The sequence below is a fragment of the Empedobacter sp. UBA5987 genome, assembly GCF_002429865.1.
Lineage (GTDB): Bacteria > Bacteroidota > Bacteroidia > Flavobacteriales > Weeksellaceae > Empedobacter > Empedobacter falsenii_B.
Genome location: NZ_DJBB01000064.1, coordinates 1 through 20,400, shown reverse-complemented (window position 1 = coordinate 20,400; position 20,400 = coordinate 1). Strand labels below are relative to the sequence as shown.

At 31.1% G+C, this 20,400-nt stretch carries 23 protein-coding genes and 1 tRNA gene; 10 read left to right on the top strand and 14 right to left on the bottom strand.

All coding sequences use genetic code 11. From position 1 onward, the window contains the following. Nucleotides 1-132: 132 nt before the first annotated feature. Nucleotides 133-1,029 (top strand): hypothetical protein, encoded by an 897-nt coding sequence (locus B3J26_RS11400; RefSeq protein WP_291074625.1) that lies wholly within the window; start codon nucleotides 133-135, stop codon nucleotides 1,027-1,029. A 69-nt stretch (nucleotides 1,030-1,098) separates the two neighbouring features. On the opposite strand, the gene B3J26_RS11395 is transcribed toward B3J26_RS11400, so the two are convergent. The 3 genes from B3J26_RS11395 to B3J26_RS11385 are packed head-to-tail and all read right to left on the bottom strand — an operon-like array spanning nucleotide 1,099 to nucleotide 3,754. After that, on the bottom strand, nucleotides 1,099-2,418 hold the full coding sequence (locus tag B3J26_RS11395) for an ABC transporter permease (RefSeq protein ID WP_038330561.1): 1,320 nt from the start codon (nucleotides 2,416-2,418) through the stop codon (nucleotides 1,099-1,101). 12 nt (nucleotides 2,419-2,430) lie between these two features. Then, nucleotides 2,431-3,363, bottom strand: coding sequence for an ABC transporter ATP-binding protein (locus tag B3J26_RS11390; RefSeq protein WP_038330560.1), 933 nt, complete (start codon nucleotides 3,361-3,363; stop codon nucleotides 2,431-2,433). 58 nt (nucleotides 3,364-3,421) lie between these two features. Further along, complete coding sequence (locus tag B3J26_RS11385) at nucleotides 3,422-3,754, bottom strand: MGMT family protein (protein ID WP_115000393.1); 333 nt, start codon at nucleotides 3,752-3,754, stop codon at nucleotides 3,422-3,424. 41 nt (nucleotides 3,755-3,795) lie between these two features. Here B3J26_RS11385 and B3J26_RS11380 point away from each other — a divergent pair, with 41 nt between their 5' ends. Further along, nucleotides 3,796-4,341 (top strand): hypothetical protein, encoded by a 546-nt coding sequence (locus B3J26_RS11380; protein WP_221855222.1) that lies wholly within the window; start codon nucleotides 3,796-3,798, stop codon nucleotides 4,339-4,341. A 54-nt stretch (nucleotides 4,342-4,395) separates the two neighbouring features. Here B3J26_RS11380 and B3J26_RS11375 read toward each other — a convergent pair whose 3' ends face one another. Further along, complete coding sequence (locus tag B3J26_RS11375) at nucleotides 4,396-4,587, bottom strand: cold-shock protein (RefSeq protein ID WP_038330556.1); 192 nt, start codon at nucleotides 4,585-4,587, stop codon at nucleotides 4,396-4,398. Between the two features lie 126 nt (nucleotides 4,588-4,713). On the opposite strand from B3J26_RS11375, the gene hemW reads away from it, so the two are divergent. From hemW to rocD, 3 genes are all read left to right on the top strand, one after another. Further along, nucleotides 4,714-5,841, top strand: a complete 1,128-nt coding sequence (gene hemW, locus B3J26_RS11370; protein WP_291074623.1) for a radical SAM family heme chaperone HemW — start codon at nucleotides 4,714-4,716, stop codon at nucleotides 5,839-5,841. Between the two features lie 17 nt (nucleotides 5,842-5,858). Further along, nucleotides 5,859-6,668, top strand: coding sequence for a glutamate racemase (murI, locus tag B3J26_RS11365; RefSeq protein ID WP_125349482.1), 810 nt, complete (start codon nucleotides 5,859-5,861; stop codon nucleotides 6,666-6,668). Between the two features lie 63 nt (nucleotides 6,669-6,731). Next, a complete protein-coding gene (gene rocD, locus B3J26_RS11360; RefSeq protein ID WP_125349481.1) occupies nucleotides 6,732-7,964 on the top strand; it encodes an ornithine--oxo-acid transaminase in 1,233 nt (410 codons plus the stop codon). A gap of 58 nt (nucleotides 7,965-8,022) precedes the next feature. Here rocD and pdxH read toward each other — a convergent pair whose 3' ends face one another. After that, entirely contained in the window at nucleotides 8,023-8,670 is a 648-nt protein-coding gene (gene pdxH, locus B3J26_RS11355) for a pyridoxamine 5'-phosphate oxidase (RefSeq protein ID WP_280048899.1), read from the bottom strand. A gap of 75 nt (nucleotides 8,671-8,745) precedes the next feature. On the opposite strand from pdxH, the gene B3J26_RS11350 reads away from it, so the two are divergent. Then, nucleotides 8,746-9,297 carry a YqgE/AlgH family protein gene (locus B3J26_RS11350; protein WP_291074620.1) on the top strand — a complete coding sequence of 184 codons (552 nt, stop codon included), beginning with the start codon at nucleotides 8,746-8,748 and terminating at the stop codon, nucleotides 9,295-9,297. Between the two features lie 4 nt (nucleotides 9,298-9,301). Here B3J26_RS11350 and B3J26_RS11345 read toward each other — a convergent pair whose 3' ends face one another. After that, complete coding sequence (locus tag B3J26_RS11345; RefSeq protein WP_291074618.1) at nucleotides 9,302-10,111, bottom strand: aminotransferase class IV; 810 nt, start codon at nucleotides 10,109-10,111, stop codon at nucleotides 9,302-9,304. Nucleotides 10,112-10,122: 11 nt separating this feature from the next. Beyond that, nucleotides 10,123-10,506: an START-like domain-containing protein gene (locus B3J26_RS11340; RefSeq protein WP_038330532.1), complete on the bottom strand. Its 384-nt coding sequence runs from the start codon at nucleotides 10,504-10,506 to the stop codon at nucleotides 10,123-10,125. Between the two features lie 115 nt (nucleotides 10,507-10,621). On the opposite strand from B3J26_RS11340, the gene B3J26_RS11335 reads away from it, so the two are divergent. Continuing rightward, a tRNA-Met gene (locus B3J26_RS11335) sits at nucleotides 10,622-10,695 on the top strand. 60 nt (nucleotides 10,696-10,755) lie between these two features. Here B3J26_RS11335 and B3J26_RS11330 read toward each other — a convergent pair. Continuing rightward, nucleotides 10,756-11,625 (bottom strand): DUF6515 family protein, encoded by an 870-nt coding sequence (locus tag B3J26_RS11330; protein ID WP_291074617.1) that lies wholly within the window; start codon nucleotides 11,623-11,625, stop codon nucleotides 10,756-10,758. A 231-nt stretch (nucleotides 11,626-11,856) separates the two neighbouring features. On the opposite strand from B3J26_RS11330, the gene B3J26_RS11325 reads away from it, so the two are divergent. After that, nucleotides 11,857-12,906: a nucleoid-associated protein gene (locus tag B3J26_RS11325; protein ID WP_038330727.1), complete on the top strand. Its 1,050-nt coding sequence runs from the start codon at nucleotides 11,857-11,859 to the stop codon at nucleotides 12,904-12,906. A gap of 36 nt (nucleotides 12,907-12,942) precedes the next feature. Here the strand turns inward: B3J26_RS11325 and B3J26_RS11320 are convergent, their stop codons facing one another. The 5 genes from B3J26_RS11320 to B3J26_RS11300 all read right to left on the bottom strand — a co-directional run bounded on the left by B3J26_RS11320 (nucleotide 12,943) and on the right by B3J26_RS11300 (nucleotide 17,316). Then, nucleotides 12,943-13,401, bottom strand: coding sequence for a GNAT family N-acetyltransferase (locus B3J26_RS11320; RefSeq protein WP_038330524.1), 459 nt, complete (start codon nucleotides 13,399-13,401; stop codon nucleotides 12,943-12,945). A 52-nt stretch (nucleotides 13,402-13,453) separates the two neighbouring features. Further along, a complete protein-coding gene (locus tag B3J26_RS11315; RefSeq protein ID WP_038330521.1) occupies nucleotides 13,454-13,972 on the bottom strand; it encodes a hypothetical protein in 519 nt (172 codons plus the stop codon). Next, complete coding sequence (locus B3J26_RS11310; protein ID WP_038330520.1) at nucleotides 13,969-14,397, bottom strand: hypothetical protein; 429 nt, start codon at nucleotides 14,395-14,397, stop codon at nucleotides 13,969-13,971. Before B3J26_RS11310 ends, B3J26_RS11315 begins: the two co-directional genes overlap by 4 nt. A gap of 10 nt (nucleotides 14,398-14,407) precedes the next feature. Further along, nucleotides 14,408-15,577, bottom strand: a complete 1,170-nt coding sequence (locus B3J26_RS11305) for a sigma-54-dependent transcriptional regulator (RefSeq protein ID WP_125349474.1) — start codon at nucleotides 15,575-15,577, stop codon at nucleotides 14,408-14,410. 98 nt (nucleotides 15,578-15,675) lie between these two features. Beyond that, nucleotides 15,676-17,316 (bottom strand): AMP-binding protein, encoded by a 1,641-nt coding sequence (locus tag B3J26_RS11300; protein WP_038330517.1) that lies wholly within the window; start codon nucleotides 17,314-17,316, stop codon nucleotides 15,676-15,678. A gap of 218 nt (nucleotides 17,317-17,534) precedes the next feature. Here B3J26_RS11300 and B3J26_RS11295 point away from each other — a divergent pair, with 218 nt between their 5' ends. Beyond that, nucleotides 17,535-18,026 (top strand): DinB family protein, encoded by a 492-nt coding sequence (locus B3J26_RS11295; protein WP_084106811.1) that lies wholly within the window; start codon nucleotides 17,535-17,537, stop codon nucleotides 18,024-18,026. Between the two features lie 30 nt (nucleotides 18,027-18,056). On the opposite strand, the gene B3J26_RS11290 is transcribed toward B3J26_RS11295, so the two are convergent. Beyond that, nucleotides 18,057-19,586: a SulP family inorganic anion transporter gene (locus B3J26_RS11290; RefSeq protein ID WP_291074615.1), complete on the bottom strand. Its 1,530-nt coding sequence runs from the start codon at nucleotides 19,584-19,586 to the stop codon at nucleotides 18,057-18,059. A 182-nt stretch (nucleotides 19,587-19,768) separates the two neighbouring features. Between B3J26_RS11290 and B3J26_RS11285 the strand changes: the two genes are divergently transcribed. Beyond that, nucleotides 19,769-20,335, top strand: a complete 567-nt coding sequence (locus B3J26_RS11285) for a carboxypeptidase-like regulatory domain-containing protein (RefSeq protein WP_349679520.1) — start codon at nucleotides 19,769-19,771, stop codon at nucleotides 20,333-20,335. Nucleotides 20,336-20,400 lie beyond the last annotated feature (65 nt).

Sequence of the window (20,400 nt, the reverse complement as noted above, 5' to 3'; positions counted from 1 at the left end):
GTGAAAAATTGACAAAAAAATATACCGAATTACTTTACTTTTGTACAATTCTAAAAAATGAAATTTCAAGATTTCTAGATCTTCATGAAAAAAATAGTACACTTCATTATACCTTTATTCATAGTTGTTATTATGCTAATAATTGGAATAGAACAAACACTTCGAAAAATTCCCAATGATTACAAATACAAAGCAAATTATTTAAAAGAAAATGGAAAACAAATAGAAACTTTGATTCTTGGGAGTTCTCATACTTTTACTGGACTCAATCCAAAATTATTTAAAAATAAAACTTTTAATGCTGCGCATTCTGCTCAATCATTGGATTTAGATTATAAAGTTTTTGAACAAAATCGAAAATATTTACCCAATTTAAAAACCATTATTATTCCCATTTCGTATTTTTCGTTTACAAAACAATTGAATGATTTTAACCAAAAAAAGTTAAAATATTATTCCATTTATTGGAATGTTGATATAAATAATAACGAGTTAAATCTTAATTACGAAATTTTTTCAGAGCCTGTTGAAGTTAATTATAATCGAATAAAAGAATATTGGATTGAGGATAAAAATAATTTGACAATAGATACTAATGGATATATAAATAAGCGATACGAACCAAGTTGGAATGATAGTATTTATGCTAAAAAAACGTTTGAAAGACATTGTGCAAATTTGAATTCAAATCAAATACAACATATTATAAAAACACATTATCATGATTTAGAACAAATTATAAAACAAGCAAAATCAAATGATATAAAAGTTGTTCTATTAGCTACTCCTACAACTAATTTGTATAAAAATTATGTTATAAAAACACCTCAGTATTTCAACTTAAAAAATAATATTAATCGCTTATCGGAATATGATAATGTCATTTTCATCGATTATTTTATCAATAATAAAAGTTTCAGTAAAAAAGATTTCAAAAATTCAGATCATTTAAATGCAAAAGGTGCAGATAAATTAACCTTTAAGGTGGATTCTATTATGAATAAAACATTTACGTTGATTACAAAATAAATCGAATATCTATCATCAAAAAAGAGCTTGATAAATCAAGCTCTTTTTTGGTTTTATAGTTGTGTAAAATTAGTTTTTATAGGAAATCCATTTCACCATTTCTTTCACAGTTGGTTTTTTACCATAAATTAAAATTCCAATTCTATAGATTTTTCCAGCAATATAAACCATAAATATGGTGCTGATTAAAAGCAAAAATAAGGATAAAGCTAATTGCCAAATCGGAACATCGAAAGGAATTCGAGTAATCATTGAGATGGGCGAAGTTAATGGAATCATTGATAACCAAAAAGCAACTGGACCATCAGGATTTTCGAAAGTTGTCATACTTCCATAAAGTCCAATCATCATCGGAACTAAAGGAAAATATGTGAATTGTTGCGTATCAGTATCATTGTCAACCGCAGAACCAATTGCTGCGAAAACAGAGCTGTAAAACAAATATCCCAAGATGAAATAAGCAATAAAAGCAAAAATGATTAACGGATAATTAAACGTCAACAACACTTCGCTAATTTCTGTTACTTTTTGCATCATATCTGGGTTAGTTTCCGCTAATTGTGCTTGATTCATCATTTGTTGTGACATATCCATTCTCGATGCTGCAATTGCAGGAAATAAAATCAATAACCCCATTGTCATTCCAATCCATATTGCAAATTGCGTCACTGCAACCATTGTCGTTCCTAAAATTTTACCCATCATCAATTCGAAAGGTTTCACAGAAGAAATGATAATTTCTACAACACGATTATTCTTTTCTTCAACAACCGAACGCATAACTTTTACGCCATAAATCATCACAAACATGAAAATAATGTAAGTTAAAAACATCGATAATCCGATTTTCAACTCCATTCCTTTGTCTTCTTTTCCGTCTGTAACGTTGAAAACATTCAGGTTAACGCGAGCCTTAGAAGCTTCTAAAGCAGCTTTATCAATACCAGATTTTGCTTGTTTTTCTTTTTCAATCTTATCACTAATTGTTCTCGAAAGTTTTTCTCGATCAGTAATTCCAAGATTTCCATTTGTGATTAATTCTGTATTTTTCTCGATATTATCATAATTTCCATCTGTATTTTTTGGAATATGAAGAATCGCATTCAAATATTCGCTTCCTTTCAATGTATCTTTGATCGATTTCAATTCTTGAGGCGTGTAAATACTGAACATCATTTGTTTAGTCGATTTAAACGAGGTTACAAACTCTGTACTTTCATCTACAATTGCAATGTTTTTCACTTCGGAATTATTTGCAGAACTCAAAAAGAAAATCACCGCTCCTGCTCCAACAATCAGTAAAGGCGAAAGAAAAGTCATAACAATAAACGCTTTGTTTTTTACTTGAGAAAAGAACTCACGTTGTGCAACTAAAAATATATTTTTCATTTGAAAATTAGCTTAAAGATTAGGAATTGAACTTTGTTTAACGGCTTCCAAAAACACATCATTCATCGAAGGAATAATCTCTTTGAATTGATGAACTTGTCCAACTTGCATCAATTTATCTAAAATCACATTGGTTGGTGTTTCTTTATTATACAATAAATTAAATTCAGTTCGTTGATTAATGTTTCGTACATCCGAAATCTCAAATTCATTCGCTAAATTTTGAAGAGAATCAGCGGGAATTTCATTCAATTGAATCGAAAATTTCCCTGTCTTAAATTGATTTCTAACTTCTTCGATTGTTCCATCTAATACTTTATTCGATTGATTAATCAATGCCACATGATCACACATTTCCTCCACAGATTCCATACGATGCGTTGAAAAAATAATTGTCGTTCCTTTGTCTCTTAATTCAAGAATTTCATTCGCAATAATTTGCGCATTTACAGGATCAAATCCACTAAAAGGTTCATCAAAAATCAGCAAAGAAGGATTGTGAATAACTGTAATCACAAACTGAACTTTTTGTCCCATTCCTTTCGACAACTCGCTCAATTTCTTGTTCCACCAAGACATCATATCAAGTTTCTCGAACCAATATTCGGTACGTTTTTTAGCTTCCGCAGAAGAAAGACCTTTCAGTTTTGCAAAATACAGTGCCTGTTCTCCAACCTTCATATTCTTGTACAAACCACGTTCTTCTGGCATATAACCAACTTGACCGATTGATTTTTTCGTCAAAGGTTCTCCATTTAGTAAAATCGTTCCACTATCTGGCGCCGTAATTTGATTAACAATACGAATAAAAGTCGTTTTTCCAGCACCATTTGGTCCCAAAAGTCCATAAATAGAACCTTGTGGAATATTGATACTAAAATTATTAAGCGCAACTTTATCTTTATATTTTCTTGTTAAGCCTTGAGCTTGCAATAAAAATTCCATTTTCTATATCATTTGATTTGTAAAATTAGTAAGAAGAAAGTAAATTTTGTTACAGATTTTAATGAGATTCATTCGGATCCCATACAATTTCTTTAAAATTAATCACTTTATCATTTATAATCTCCACACCTTCATTCTCTAACAATTGCTGCATCAAACTCGAAGGATTAAAATGATGTTTTCCAGTTAACAAACCATTTCTGTTTACAACACGATGCGCAGGAACATCTTCTCGATTATGTGCATGATTCATTGCATAACCAACCACGCGAGCCGAAAATTTTTCTCCTATATATTTTGCAATCAATCCATAAGTAGAAACACGTCCTTCGGGAATTTGACGAACTATTTCATAAATTTTCTCATAAGTATCAGAAATGATTTTTGTCATAATCTAAACATTTATTGTAAATTTAAAGAAAGTAATAGAATATGAGCCAAAAAGTTCCAATTAAATCTCTTTTAAGCCGACCACGTTTTAAGGTTTTTACGCATTTATCAAAACAAGAATTTATTGATTTAATCAAAAAACACCTTGAAACAAATTCGACTGAATACGGAGGTTATGCCAATCAGGAAGTTGCGATGATTCGTGTCCGCAAAGACAAAGATAAATATTGGCACCCGCAATTACAAATCAGAATTGAAGATGACGATGATCATCCTGACTATTTGGTTGTAAGAGGAATTATTGGTCCCCCTTCTAATGTTTGGACATTTTTCGCATTTTTGTATGGTTTGAGCGGAGCTATTTTTATCACCTTAGGCTCTTATGCGGTTTCCGAATATATTGTACAAGGAAATAGTGTATGGATTTGGAGTATTCCTATTGCATTATTGATTACTTTAGGAACCTATTTAGCGAGTTTATATGGTCATTATTTGGCAAAATATCAGCTAGGAAGATTGTATCATTTCGTGAATGAATTGCTTCGTGATGCAGAGTTTTATCAAAATAGCGACGAAATCAAAGAATAAAAAAAGCGACCTAAATAGGTCGCTTACAAGAAATATGTTGAGATAATATATTAATTAGATTACTTTCACATTAACGGCGTTGATGCCTTTTTTTCCTTGTTCTAAGTCAAAAGATACTTTATCGTTTTGAGCTACTTTGTCTGTTAAACCAGAAACGTGTACGAAGTACTCTTTTCCTGATTCGTCATCTTTAATAAATCCGTATCCTTTTTCTTCATTAAAGAATTTTACAGTTCCTTTATTCATAGTATTTTATTTTCGTTGATAAAGATATAAGATTTATTTACAAAACCAATATTAATTTTTAGTTTTTTTTATAACAATTTTTTTAGCCTATAATTTCATTATAATTTTGCTTCAAATCATAATATTTTGGCAGGAATTTATATTCATATCCCGTTTTGTAAACAAAAATGCAGCTATTGCGACTTTCATTTTTCGACAAATCTTCAACATAAATCAAATTTAATTCAAGCAATTAATAAAGAACTTGAGATCAGAAAAGATGAAATTTCAACACCTTTAGAAACGATTTATTTTGGAGGAGGAACACCTTCTATCCTGTCCGAAATTGAATTAGAAAGTATTTTCGAAACGATTTATAAAAATTATTCAACCAAAAATTTAAAGGAAATTACACTCGAAGCAAATCCTGATGATTTGAATAAAGAAAAACTTAATTTCTTAAAATCAACTCCGATTAATCGTTTTTCGATTGGTGTTCAATCATTTTTTGAAGAAGATTTGAAATTAATGAATCGAGCACATAATGCACAAGAAGCTGAGACTTCGATAAAATTGGCGCAAGATTTTGGTTTCGAAAATATCACTATTGATTTGATTTATGGTTCTACGACCACAACCAACGAAATGTGGAAGCAAAATTTGCAAAAAGCAATTGAGCTGAATGTTCCACATATTTCTTCTTATGCATTAACAGTCGAAGAAAAAACAATTTTAAATCATCAAATCAAAAAAGGAATCACAAAACCGGTTGATGAAGATCGTCAAAACGAACAATTTCAACTTTTAGTTGACACTTTAACTTCGAATGATTTTATTCAATATGAAATCTCTAATTTCGGAAAAGAAGAGTATTTTTCTTTACACAATTCTAATTATTGGAAAGGAATTCATTATTTAGGAATTGGACCTTCTGCGCATTCTTATAACGGAAAAACTCGTGCTTGGAACATTGCAAATAATTCTAAATACATACAAGCTATCAACGAAAATAATCTACCTCAAGAAATTGAAGTTTTAAATGAAGTAGAAAAATTTAATGAAATGATAATGATAGGATTGAGAACAATTTATGGAATAGATTTAAATCGAATTAATTCAGAATTTTCTCAACCTTTAGTTAATTCTTTTCATGAAGAACTCAATCAATTAATCAACGAAAATTTAGTCGAAAAGAAAGAAAATAAAATTATTTTGAAACCCGAAGCAAAATTTTTCGCAGACGGAATTGCTTCAAGATTATTTTACATCAATTAATTTGTTAAATTTGCGATATGAATGATAACAGACCAATTGGTGTTTTCGACTCTGGAGTTGGTGGTTTGACGTTTGCAAAAGAAATAAAACGTCTGCTACCAAACGAAAGTTTGATCTATTTTGGCGATACTCAAAATTTGCCTTATGGAGAAAAATCGAAAGAAGCGATTACACAATTTTCGGTAGACATTACTAATTTTTTAATAGACAATAATTGTAAAGCGATTTTAGTTGCATGTAATTCTGCAACCGCTAATTCGTTGAAAGAAATTAGAGAAGCTGCAGGAAAAGATGTTCCTGTTATCGATGTTATTTCGCCTGTTGCGGAGAAAGTTTCGTTCGAATTAAGAGAAAAGATAGGTGTTATTGCAACAAAAGCAACTGTAAATTCGGGCGCGTACAAGAAAGCAATTCGTCGTCGAAATAAACATATTACGGTTATTGAAATGGCTACTCCTCTCTTAGTACCTGTTATCGAAGAGGGTTTTACAAATTCTACGATTTCTAAAGCAGTTTTAGAAACGTATTTATTGAACAAAAAATTAGAAGGAATTGATTCGATTATTTTAGGATGTACGCATTATACACATCTGGAAAAAGAAATCAATCAAGTATTTGAAGGAAAAGTTGATATCGTAAATTCACCTTTAATTGTCGTGAATCAAGTAATTTATCAATTGGCAAAAGAAGGAAAATTGGCTGCGAAAGATACTGTTGCAAACTATACATTTTATATTTCTGACAATACAGATAATATTATAAAAGTGGCAAAAAAATTCTTTGGAAAAGATATTCAATTAATTGAGAAAAATTTAGAAACGAAATAGAACCGACCATTATTTGTCGGTTTTTTTATAAAATATTACGAACAAACAAAAACAAATCATTACATGGAAAAATCAGCAGAATTAATTGCATTAGAAGAAAAATACGGAGCGCATAACTATCACCCACTTCCAGTTGTATTGGAAAAAGGTGAAGGTGTTTACGTTTGGGATGTTGATGGAAAAAAATATTTCGACTTTTTATCAGCTTATTCAGCTGTTAATCAAGGTCACTGTCATCCTAGAATTATTAAAGCGTTGAAAGATCAAGCCGAAAAATTAACGTTAACTTCTCGTGCTTTTTATAATGCGGAATTAGGAAAATACGAAAAATTTATCACAGAATTATTCGGTTTCGATCAAGTATTGCCAATGAATACGGGTGCAGAAGCTGTAGAAACAGCGCTAAAAATTGCTCGTAAATGGGGTTACGAAAAGAAAGGAATTCCAACTGGTGAAGCGATTATTGTAGTATGTAAAGACAATTTCCATGGTCGTACAACTACTATTATTTCTTTCTCGAATGATGAAGATGCACGTAAAAATTTCAATCCTTACACAAGTGGTTTCGAAGCTGTAGAATACAATGATGTTGAAGCTTTGAAACAAATTTTAGAAGAAAAAGCAGATAAAATTTGTGGATTCTTAGTAGAACCAATTCAAGGAGAAGCTGGTGTTAATGTACCTTCTGAAGGATATTTGAAAGCTTGTGAAGAATTATGTAAACAACATAATGTTTTATTTATCGCGGACGAAATTCAAACAGGAATCGCACGTACAGGAAAAATGTTAGCAATCGATCACGAAAATATTGATGCTGATGTTTTAATCTTAGGTAAAGCCGTTTCAGGTGGAGCTTATCCAGTATCTGCAGTTTTAGCAAATGATGAAATAATGAATGTCATCAAACCAGGACAACACGGTTCTACTTATGGAGGTAATCCATTAGCTGCGGCTGTTGCTACAGAAGCTTTGCAAGTTGTTTTGGACGAAAAATTAGCTGAAAATTCTGAAAAATTAGGACAAATTTTTAGAACAGAAATCACGAAAATGGCTGAAGAATTTCCATTATTCAAATCAGTTCGTGGAAAAGGTTTATTAAATGCAATTTTAATCAACGATACACCAGAATCTGAAACAGCATGGAATTTCTGTGTTGCAATGAAAGACAACGGATTATTAGCCAAACCTACACACGGAAACATCATTCGTTTCGCTCCTCCTTTAGTGATGAACGAAGAACAATTACACGAATGTTTAGCGATTATTCGTAAAACTGCACAAGAGTTTAATAAATAATCAACAATAAAATGATATAGAAAAAACCTGATGAAATTTCATCAGGTTTTTTTATATTTTAAGGCGCTAAACGCTCTTTTTTCCAATCAAAATCGTCTTGTAAAACATAACGAACTCTATCGTGTAAACGACTTGGGCGTCCTTGCCAAAACTCTATCTCAGTTGGACGAATCAAGAAACCTCCCCAATGTGCTGGACGAGGAATTTCTTTTCCTTCGTATTTTTTTTCTAATTCCAATTCCTCTGCCGTCAAATCTTCGTGCTCATCAATCACAGAACTTTGCGCCGAAATCCAAGCACCTAACTGGCTACTTCTTGGACGTGTTTCGAAATATCCATCCGAATTATTATCCGAAGTTTTTTCAGCCACACCTTTTATAATAATCTGTCTTTCTAGAAATGGCCAAAAAAATGACAAACAAACTTTCGGATTTTCTAATAAAGCTTTTCCTTTCTGACTGTTATAATTCGTATAAAAAATAAAACCTTCGTCCGTATATCTTTTCAATAAAACAACACGCGTTCTCGGAAATCCATCTTCACCAATCGTTGCAACAGACATCGCATTTGCTTCATCCACTCCATCCGATTCTTCAGCTTGCAGAAACCAATCACGAAATTGTTCGATCGGATTTTCTCTTAACGAATCAAAATTCATCGACTGTTTTTCGTAAACTTTTCTTTTATAACTTAAATCTTGTTTCATTAATGATTATTTTATATTTTTAAACAGCTAATTGTATATTTCGTTAAGATTTCACGTAACAAAACCGAAACAAAAATGTCTATCAAAAGTATAAAAAAAGGAGTTATTTTGGTCGCAAAACCAACATTAAGTAACGATATTTTTCAGAGAAGTGTAATTTTAATTACAGAACACTTAGAATCTGGAAGTATTGGTTTTATTCTTAATCATTCTTCTCATATTCCGATTAGTATTTTTGTATCTGAAATGGAGTCTGCATCTATTGTTTTTGAAGGTGGACCTGTCGATAAAGAAAACATCTATTATATTCACAAACGACCTGATTTAATCAGAAATAGTGAAAAAATTACTGAAAATTTATATTGGTCTGGCGTATATGAAGATGTGCGTGATGCAGTAAATCAGAATTTGATTACTCAAGAAGAAATCAAGTTTTTTATTGGATATTGTGGTTGGGCACCAAAGCAAATCAAAGATGAATTAAACAATAATTCGTGGGCTGTAACGGATTTGGATTTTGATATTTTTGAGCGTTGGGATGCTGATTTGTGGAAGAAATTGATGAAACAGCTTGGAGGTGAAAACTTAATTTGGCTAAACACCCCCGCTGATCCTTCTATGAATTAATCGATTATAAATACTTAAAAATCGATTTTGTTTTGTCTAAAGTGTATTCTTTTTTACGATTTTTGGTAATTGGTAAAATTCCAACTCCATCAATCAAAATGAAAACTTCTTCGGCTTTCTGAATTTCAAATGGAAAAATTTCGACTTCTTCTACTTTAAATTCTTCAGCTTTATTAATTTTTGTAATGAAATTTTTTCTCAAAACACTTGTAATAACACCTTCTTCTTTTTTCGGTGTACGAATCGTTTCTCCATTCACCACAAAAATATTTCCTCGTAAAGAACGTGCCATTTTTTTGTTTGCATTTACCAAAATAATATCAGCATAATCATTCTCTAAACGATAGATTTCTGCAATATTTTCTTCTGGACGATACGTATTCACAAGTGAGTAAAATGCAGTATTGATTGCATAATCTTTGTACACATCAATCTCGTTTTCAGCTTGTAAAAACTCCCAATCATTTTCACTATTTTCGATAGAAATCAAATAATTGATGGATGCTTTTAGATAATCTTCCTCATCATTTCTGAAAGCAAAAAATTCTACTTTCCCTGATTTGGTCTGATTTGCTTCTGCTAATAAATTGATTTGTTCTTGAAAAAATTCTGGTGTAAAATCTAACGGAATATTCATGCGGTAAATACGCATAGAAGCCATTAAATTGAAATAATGATCTTCCCAATCAATAATTTCACCATTTACAAATCGCAAAATTTCTTTTACAGCATCACCATTACGAAAAGCTCTGTTCTGAATTCCTATTTCTGCATTTGCTTTTTCGACAATAACGCCACCTAAGTTAATTTTCAAAATAATAGATTTTAAACAGATCCTAAGATTTTTTTTAGATCTTCAATTTGACTTTCCCACAATTGTTTTGATTCTTCTACTTCGTCTTCATCAGCAAAATCTGTAATAACTAATGATACATCGTTCGTTAAATCGTCTTCTACAATTGTTAATTCGAAGAAATATTTTGTATCTTCATCATATTCCCATTGAAAGCGCACGTATCCATCTTGCTTAGATTTCATCAAAAATGCAGATTCTTCGTGTCCATCCCAAATAAAAGTATATTTTTCTCCACGAGAATTTACGTTATCTGCAAACCATTCTGATAAACCAGAAGGGTTTGAAATATAGTTATATAGCAAAGACGGTGAAGACTTGATTGAAAATTCTACTTGATATTTCTTTTTTGGCATAATTCTATTTTATTGAAGTCGCAAGATATAAAATGAATTGTATCTACCAAAGAAAATCAAAATAAGTTTTGTTATAAAATCAAAAAAAAATTACCTTTGCAAAAATTAAAATTTAGGCGAGGTAGCTCAGATGGTTAGAGCGCAGGATTCATAACCCTGAGGTCGGCAGTTCGATTCTGCTCTTCGCTACAAATAAAAAGCCCAAACAGACAATCTGTTTGGGCTTTTACTTAACTACTAAAACCTATACTAATCTAAATAACCTACTACTTGATAAGCTCTTGTTCCTCTGTTGTAAATTTTTTGGTATAAAACACCTCCAAATTCATACAGATACTCGCCTCCATAATCTACTCTTTCATATCCTGCTGGTAACGCATATACGATAGCACCTAGAGGAGCTTGAACTACTTCATAATAATTTCTATTAGGGCTGTAATAAACTCCTTCGTAGAAATAATATGGATTTCTATTACCAATATTAATTGTTACATAACCTACTGGTAAAATATTAATTCTAAATCCTACATATGGCATATATCTCACATATCCACTGTTATAAGGACGATAGTAAATACCATTGTTTCCGTAGAAATTATAACTGTTATACGAATACTTGTTATAGTTTCTTACATTCACATTAGAAACTGGTCGGTTTCCTCTGTTGTATGAGCTAGAATTTATACGAACTGGATTGTTGTAGAAATCTCTGTTTTTTAAACTCTCAGATCTATTACCTTGATTACCTTGGTTATTTTCTCTGTTATTTCCACTATTATTCCAATCTTTATTAGAACTTGATCTACTACTTACAATCGCTGTATTATTTCTATCTATACGTGTACTCGTTTCACGTTCAGTTCTATTTGTAGAATTTTTCCAAGATTCATTCGTAGAATTTCCACGACCTATTCTTTCTGTTCTATTTCCTTCAATACGACTAGTTCTATTTTCTGTTCTAGCCATTTCAGAGCGTCCATTCCCTTGACTTCTTGAAGTCGCTTCTATTGAAGAAGAACTTCTCTCACCACCTCTTTGACCTCTATCTTGAGCATTTACACCAACAGCTAACATGGCTGTAAAAGCTACTCCTAAAAGTGTAAATCTAATTTTTTTCATCATCCAACTTTTTAATAAATTAAGACATCTCTCTAAATACTATTTCCGTGCCATAATTATAAATTTTAACCATACAAAATCAATAAATCATCAAAATAATTTATAAGTGAATAATATTCAATGAATTGTATTAACAATTTTGTTTGACAATTTTGTTAAATATTTTTATTCTTGACATCGTTTGTATTGATTTCTGAATTGATTACTTTTGTTTTTAAGAAATTATATAAAATGATTGACGTTAAAAATGCTTACATCGCCTTTATTAGTTTACAAAAAGTTGGACATAAAGTTCGAGAAGAAGCTAACATTTTTGCCGATAAAACACTAGAATATGACGAATCTAAGGAAGAACAATTGGTTCCTTTCTTATTAAGTCCTTTCAAAAAAACACTCGAAATTAATCGTTTCACGCATTATACAGAAAAATTAGAATTTAATGTTTTGTACAATCAATGCAAGCAAATGTTTGATGAAGAAATAGATTTTATCGATTTTTCGCAAGAAGTTTTAAGTCATTTATACGAGAAATCATTACATCCGCAGATCAAAAGTGGTGAAGTTTTTATTGCCCTTTTCGAAAATATGATGTTCGACGGAATTCCTTGCCGTGGAATTGGAATTTATAAATTAGAGAATAAGAAGAAATTCTTGCGTTTTGACGAATCACGTGGTTTAGATTACAACATTTGGAAAGGTTATAAGCTAGAAGGAATCGACAAAGCCTGTCTTATTCTTGATGCTTATCGCGACGAAGGTTTCCGCGTCTACTCTATCGATGATAAAAATGTGGAGTCAGAATATTGGAAGAAAAATTTCTTGGAAATTGATTTGATTAAGGATAACAATTACCATACGAAGAAATATATGGAGTTGATTACAGATTTCTCGAATGATTTTCTTTTGGATAAAACAGACAAAAAACAACAAGCAGAATTTATCTCAAATTCGATAAATGTGTTGAATTCGAATGAAGTTGTAACGAATGAAATTTTTGAAGATCAAGTTTTGAAACCTTTCGAAATTATTGATGAATTCAAAGAATATAAGAAAGATTATAGCGAAAATAATCGTGTTGAATTTGTGGAAGCTTTCGAAGTTTCAGTTCCAACTTTGATGAAAGAATCTAAGAAAATTAAAAGTGAAATTAAATTAGATACAAAGATTAACATCAAATTAGATTTGACAAATCCTGATGCAGCTGAAGAATATTTGGAGCGTGGTTTTGACGAAGAAAAGAAAATGTATTATTATAAAGTCTATTTCAATTCTGAACAATAAATTAAAGGCTCCTATTTTGGAGCTTTTTTTTTGATATTAATTCAATTTCAAAATACATTGATGATTCAAAATCTCAAAACCATTTTTCAGCCAAAAACCTTTTGCAAATTGATTTTCAGCTGTAAATTCTAATTCAATATATGCTTGATCGTTCAAGAAATTTATCGCTTCTTTAACCAATTTAGAAGCGATGTTTTGATTGCGATAATTTGCATCAACATACAACGAATCTATTCTTCCTTTTGATTTAATCACAAAATATTTCGGACGAAGATGTTTCGAACAAATAATATATCCCGTCAACTGATTTTCTATTTCGGCTACAAATATTTTTATATTCTGTTGATGTAAAATTCCCTTGAAAAAATCATCAATATCATGTTTGTAGGTCAAATCTATTTGATACAATGCATTAAACTCTTGATGATGTTGTAACAATTTTATCATCATTCTTTTCAGTTCAGGAATATCATTTTCTACGGCAATTCTTATCATATCTAAAAATAAAAAAATCCAGTTAAAAAACTCTAACTGGATTTACTAAAAACTATTGTTTATCTAGTTTTATTTTGTCTTGACCTTGTTGCAATTGATACAACTCTATAATATCCTCAATTGGATAATTAAACCAATCAACTTGTTTTTTGATTTTCGAATTTTGATCTAAATACAAATATGTCGTGAATTTCATCGCTGGAAACTTCATTCCATTATAGGTATAAGGCGAAAATTCTCCGTTTGCAATAATCATCGAATCGTTAGAAAATAATTCATTTACTTTCAATAATTTATTATTTTCATATTGCATCGTTTGATCACTCCAACGAATAATATCATTCAATAAATAACGCGGATCTACCGTAGAACCTCCCGAATATTGTGCTACATTTTCATATACCAAACTATCATTGTAAAAAGACAACATTTTCTTGTAATCTTTTCGAGATGAATAATTTTCGAAAAAACGTTTTCCTAATTCATCATTTTTACTGGCTGAAGAAGAATTACAACTTACTAAAAAAGTAATTGCAATAAGACTTAAAATCCATGTAAATTTTATTTTCATTTGTCTGAAATTCTTGTTAAATAATTTTCACCATTATCATCAGCCATTCCATCTTCATTGAGAATCATAATCTCCGAATTGTCCGACCAACGTAAAAATTGAAAAGGTAATTTTTTCTTTTTTGAATCAATCTCCATCAACGATCCATCATCTTTTTTGAATAATTCTCCGTTATAAGATTGACCTTTGTATTCAGCAGTAAATTTATCATCTGCTAATTTCAAAACAATTTTATCCCCAAAATATTTTCCTTCAAAAACACCCTTATAAACAAGCGTTTCATTTGTAAAAACAGAATTTTTTTCTAAAGACAATACATCTTCATGCGATAAGCTATCTGAACTTTTATCCACTTCTACATTGTCCTTTTTACAAGAAAATAAAAAGAGTTGACTGATAAATAGCAAAAAGAAAATCTTTTTCATCTGAGATGAATTATTTTTTCACGAATTGTTCAACATCTTTTCTCGAAATTGGATCATCACCCAAAATCAATAAACGTTCAACAACATTTCTTAACTCACGAATATTTCCTGACCAATCTAATTCTTTCAAAGCATCATACGCTGAATTATCAAAAGATTTTTGACTTGTTGTATCAGTAATAAAATGTTCAACCAAAGCAGGAATATCATCTTTACGATCATTAAGTGCTGGAACATTAATAATAATTACCGCTAAACGATGGTATAAATCCTCGCGAAAACGACCTTCCTCAATCTCTTTTCGTAAGTCTTTATTTGTTGCAGCAATTACACGAACATTTACATTAATCTCTTTCTCAGAACCAACTGGCGAAACTTTTCCTTCTTGTAGCGCACGCAAAACTTTTGCTTGAGCAGAAAGACTCATATCCCCTATTTCATCTAAAAAAATTGTTCCTCCATTTGCCAATTCAAACTTACCTTGCTTGTCTTTAACAGCTCCAGTAAACGATCCTTTCACATGACCAAACAATTCACTTTCGATTAATTCAGCTGGAATTGCCGCACAATTCACTTCAACCAAAGGTTTTACATTACGATTACTTTTCTCGTGTAAATGATGAGCAACCAACTCTTTACCTGTTCCATTTGGACCAAGAATCAATACACGAGCGTCTGTAGCAGCCACTTTATCTATAATTTGTTTTACTTCTGCAATTGCAGGAGCATCACCAATCATTTCATATTTTTTAGCAACTTTTTTCTTTAAAGCTTTATTTTCTTTCTTCAATTCTTTATTCGAAGACAGCAACGATTTACGGTCTAAAGCATTACGAACAGTCGTCAATAATTTATTAAGATCTGGTGGTTTTGAAATAAAATCGTACGCACCTTTTTTGATCGCATCTACAGCCAAATCAACATCTCCGTGCCCCGTTATCATCACCATTGTTAAATCAGGATTGTATTCCATCGCTTCCGATAAAACTTCCATCCCATCTTTCAACGGCATTTTTATATCACTTATAATTAAGTCGTATTCTTTTTCTTTTATTTTTTCAAGCCCTATAGCTCCGTTTTCAGCTTCATCCACATTCCATTTTGGATTTTCGTCCATTAAAATGCTTTTCAAAACGTTGCGAATTGCCTGTTCATCTTCGATTAATAAGATATTTGACATCGTTTAGATCGTTTATTTTTGTAAAATTAAAATAGACTCAAAGATAATTGAAATTATTATTTTTGAGTCTACTTTTGATATAGATTTTAATACTTTTTTTAAGATGTTTTCACTTTTCGTGCATTTTCTAAACCTAATTCTTTTATAGAAACTTCTCTCATTTCTATTTTTCGAATTTTCCCTGAGATAGTCATAGGGAATTCTTGTACAAACTTCCAATATTTAGGACGTTTGAAATGAGCAATGGATAAACAATAAGCCTTCAATTCGTCTTCTGTTACACTAATACCATCTTTCACTTTCACCCAAGCCATTACTTCTTCTCCATATTTGATACTTGGAACGCCAATAATTTGAACATCAGAAATTGATTCATGTTCGTACAAAAAATCTTCAATCTCTTTTGGTGAAATATTTTCTCCTCCTCTGATAATAATATCTTTAATTCGTCCAGTAATATTAATATAACCATCAACATCCATAGTCGCTAAATCACCAGTATGCAACCAATTATTTTCGTCAATAACTTGCGCAGTTGCTTCCGGATTGTTCCAATATTTTTGCATGACGGAATAACCTCTTGTACAAAATTCACCAGCAATTCCACGAGGTAAAATATCTCCTGTTTGCGGATCAATAATCTTAATTTCTAAATGATCTTGAACTGTTCCAACCGTCGAAACTTGCTTTTCTAAAGGTGTTCCGATAATAGTTTGTGTAGAAACTGGCGAAGTTTCTGTCATCCCATAACAAATCGAAACTTCTTTCATATTCATTTTAGCTTGCACTTTCTTCATAATTTCAATCGGACAAGGCGAACCAGCCATTACACCAGTTCTCAAAGATGTTAAATCGAAACGATCAAAATTTGGTAATTCTAATTCCGCAATAAACATCGTCGGAACTCCATAAAGTGATGTACACTTTTCCATTTCGACTGCATTTAAAGTCTTTGCAGGATCAAAACTATCCGAAGGAATTACCATACAAGCGCCATGCGAAGTACACGCCATATTACCAATTACCATTCCGAAACAATGATAAAATGGAACAGGAATACAAACACGATCACGATGCGTATAATTTAATCGAACACCAATAAAAAAACCATTGTTCAATAAATTATGATGCGTTAAAGTTACTCCTTTTGGAAAGCCTGTTGTTCCAGATGTATATTGAATATTTACAGCATCATCAAACTGAACAGATTGCTCTATTTGATGCACTTCTGAAGTCGAAATTTCTTCTCCTTTAATCAAAAAATCATCCCAATTTTCTTCAAAAATAATGATATGTTTTAGTAATTTCGCATTCTCTTTTACATTATTCAACATCACTTTATACTCACTTGTTTTGAAGCTTAAAGAAGCAAAAACTGCAGAAATTTCAGCTTGATTTAATACAAATTCGAGTTCATTTTCACGATAAGCAGGATTCAAATTAACCAAAATCATTCCCACACGGGCCGTTGCATATTGTAACAATGTCCATTCCGCACGATTTGGCGCCCAAATACCTACGCGATCTCCTTTTTGCAAACCAATTGCAATCAATGATTTTGCTATTTGTTCGGTTTGTGAATAAAATTCTGTATACGTCGCTCTATAATTTTGATCTACGCAAACCAAAGCCTCTTGTTGCGGATATTTTGCAACTGTATTTCGTAAATTTTCGCCAATTGTTTCTCCTAAAAGAGGATATTGTGATGCACCACTTGAGTATGATAAGTTAGAAATCATGCGCTTATATTCTATGTTTTTAAAATTACTTTCCAACTCAAACTTAACAACGATTTTCAGGAAAATAAATTTATCAAATACAAGATTTATGATTTCTAAAAGAATCGTATTTTTTTATTAAAATCAAAAATGAATTCAAAAAAATGAAGGTTTATTTTTAACAAATACTTAAAATAACTCCATCAAATTATCCTTAAATTGTAAAAAATTACTGAAAAATGAATACAATAAACCACGACAATTATACTTCTATTTACGATGGAATAGAAGTTGTAGATGCTTTACAGACACGTATTGCTGACATCAAGAAAACATTAATAATTGTAACAGAATTAGATAAATGGGATTATGCATATGCAGAAGGTAAATGGACGATCAAAGAAATGATACAACATTGTATAGATTGCGAACGTATTTTTTCTTATCGTGCGCAACATATTGCGAGAGAAGATTCACAAACATTAAATTTCTTCGATGAAAACGCCTATGTATTGACTTCGAATGCAAATGAAAGAAAGCCTGAAGAATTAATAAAAGAATGGACTAATTTGATGAAAGCAACTTACTTTCAGTTTGAATCTTTTAATGATCAAACTTTAAACAAAATAGGAAAAGTTGGTAATCGAGAGTATTCTGTTGAGAAAATCGGTTATGTAATGGCTGGTCATTCCATCCATCATATGAATGTAATTAATGAACGATATTTATAAAAAAAGTCAGCTTCTAAAAAGCTGACTTTTTTATTTCGGCATCACATTATAAGTTGGATCTTCTTCGATATTTACCTCAATAACGCTTTTTGCATTTTCTAATAATCGAATAGAATCTTTACTCAAATGTTGCAAAATTACAATTTTATCTTGTTGTGCATATTTAGATGTAATAATATTTAAAGCTTCGATTGCACTCATATCAACTATTCTACTCTCTTTCAAATCTATAACAATTATTCTTGGATCAGAATTAATTTCAAATTTCTCTAAAAAAGTAGAAGTCGAACCAAAGAAAAGTGGTCCATAAATCTCATATATTTTTCGTCCATTTTCATCAACAAATTTACGTGCTCGAATACGTTTAGCATTATCCCAAGCAAAAACCAAAGCCGAAACAATAACACCTACAAAAACAGCCAAAGCAAGGTTATGTAACACAATCGTGATAATCGCCACCAAAATACTTACAAACACATCCGATTTTGGCATTTTAGTTATCAATTTAAAAAATCCCCATTTAAAAGTCGAAATCGCAACCATCATCATTACACCAACAAGTGCTGCCATCGGAATTTTCTCAATCACTGGAGCACCAATTAGAATAATAATCAAGATTGTAATTGCACCAATTGCTGGTCCTAATCTCGAACGAGAACCTGCATCTAAATTAACAAATGTCTGAGCAATCATTGCACAACCTCCCATTCCACCGAAAAAACCATTTGTAATATTTGCAGCACCTTGCGCCAAACATTCTTTATTCGACGAACCTTTCGTTTCAGTCACCTCATCCACCAAAGTAAGCGTTAGCAAAGTTTCAATTAACCCAACCGAACCCATAATAATCGAATAAGGCAAAATAATTTTCAAGGTTTCTAACGTAAACGGAACACTCGGAATATGAAAACTTGGCAATTCTCCTTTTATACTCGCAATATCACCAACAGTCTTTGTATCAATATGAAATCCAATTACCAATAGAAAAGTCACAAGAATTGCAACCAAAGAAGCTGGAATAATTTTCGTTAATTTCGGAAAGAAATAAACTATCAGAACTGTAATTAGCGTCAATCCAGCCATCGTATAAAAAGGTGTACCACTCAACCAACTCGTTATTCCATTCGTAGTTGATTTGAATTGTTCTATTTGTGACATAAAAATAACAACCGCCAAACCATTTAGAAAGCCATACATAACAGGTTGAGGAATTAAACGAACAAATCTTCCTAATTTGAAAACACCAACTACTATCTGGAAAACTCCTGCTAAAGCAACCGCAGCAAAAATATATTGCTCACCATACGTAGCATTCAACGCGATTAAAGTGATAACGGTAGCACCTGCTCCACCCGCAACCATCGCTGGTCTTCCTCCAAAAACCGCCGTTACAATTCCCATGATAAATGCACCATATAAACCTATTAAAGGTGATAAACCAGCTAAAATTGCAAACGAAAGCGATTCAGGAATCATTGTCATAGCAACAGTTAAGCCGGCTAATATTTCGTTTTTATAATTTATTTTTTGATTGAATTTTAAATATTCAGCAATCGACATCAGAAGTTTTATTTCATGCAAAAGTAACAATTACTACGCATCTAAAATTAGTAAAAAGCTAGATTAAATATCAAATTACATACTAATCATTGAAGTAATTTTATAATTGTTAAATATTTCTTAATAAATATTTAACAATTAAGATATATAGCAAGTGTATTTTTGACGAAATTTAATTTCTAATGAAACATCTTTTAAAACTCTCCTTATTCATTCTAGGTCCATTCGTTTTGGCTCAAAGCGGTGTTATCTCAGGAAAAGTTGTAGATTCTAACGATCAATTTTCGTTACCAGGAGCTACAATTCGCATCGAGAATTCCAATAAATATACTGTATCTGACCAAAATGGTAATTATCAATTTCTAAATCTTACGCCTGGTATTTATATCATTTATATTGATTATTTGGGATACGAAACCATCTCAAAACAAATAGAAGTTACCGAAAATAAAACAGCCGTTATTGATTTTTCTCTAAACTCAGGTTACAACGAACTAAATGAAGTTGTTATAGTTGGAGATTATTTAAAAGGGCAAGCAAAAGCATTGAATCAACAAAAAAATAACGGAAATATTACCAATATTATTTCTTCAGATCAAGTTGGTCGTTTTCCCGATTCTAACATCGGAGATGCGTTAAAACGTGTCACTGGAGTTACAATGCAAAACGATCAAGGTGAAGCCAGAAACATTATCATTAGAGGTTTATCACCCGAATTAAATTCGGTCATGTTAAATTGGATATCCTAAAAAAAAATTCCAAAGAAAAAAAAAAAAAAAAAAATATTTTTTTTATATTTTAAATAAAAAAAAAA